The sequence below is a fragment of the Bacillus cereus group sp. BceL062 genome (genome assembly GCF_051780025.1).
GTDB lineage: Bacteria > Bacillota > Bacilli > Bacillales > Bacillaceae_G > Bacillus_A > Bacillus_A toyonensis.
This window is the reverse complement of record NZ_JBPWGY010000049.1, coordinates 1-895: the sequence shown is the minus strand read 5'-3', so window position 1 is coordinate 895 and position 895 is coordinate 1. Positions and strand designations below refer to the sequence as shown.

Below are 895 nucleotides of genomic sequence, written 5' to 3'. Positions count from 1 at the left end.
ACTGATAAAAAAGAGGTAAAGGAGAGATTTTTTATGATGGGTGCTTTAAAAAATCATCGTGATGAGCGTGTATCCGTTTCTGTAGAAGAATTAGTTCCGCAAGACCATTTCCTTCGTGCGATTGAAGCGACAATCAGTTTTGATTTTATTGAGGAAAAGTTACACCCTTATTACTGTGAAAACAATGGTCGTCCGTCAATTCACCCTATCGTTTTATTTAAGATGATGTTTATCGGATATTTTTATGGTATTCGTTCAGAGCGACAATTGGAAAAGGAGATCAAAACGAATATTGCCTACCGTTGGTTTCTAGGTTTTTCTCTATCAGATACAATTCCAGATCATTCTACAATCAGTTGGAATCGCCGTACTCGTTTCATTCATACAAATATTTTCGAAGAAATTTTTGATGAGATTGTGAGTCAAGCGACCGAGCACCGTATGGTGGGAGGACGTGCGTTGATGACAGATTCTACACACATTAAGGCGAATGCCAATAAAAATAAATTTGTACATAAATATAAAAAAGAAAAGGCAAAGTTCTATATAGATGAACTAGAAGCTGCGGTAATCGAAGATCGTGAGGTACATGGAAAAAAGAATTAAGACCTAGAAAGGAAAGTGATACCCCCACTAAAAAAACTCGTATCAGTACAACGGATCCAGATAGTGGATTTTTAATGAGGGATGGAAAACCGAACGGTTTTCATTTCTTAGATCATCGTACGACTGATGCGAAATATAATATTATTACAGATACCTATATAACGGCTGGAAATATGGCGGATTCCGAGCCGTATTTAGCACGTCTACAAGCTCAAACTAATAAATTCGGATTCAAAGTTGAAGCTGTAGCTCTTGATGCAGGCTATTTTACAGGTTATATCTGTAAGAA

General features: G+C 36.8%; 1 pseudogene. It reads left to right on the top strand.

Annotated features, from left to right (window positions below):
- Positions 1-33: 33 nt before the first annotated feature.
- Positions 34-895, top strand: a pseudogene (locus ACS2MN_RS30935) (IS1182 family transposase); the annotation flags it as partial.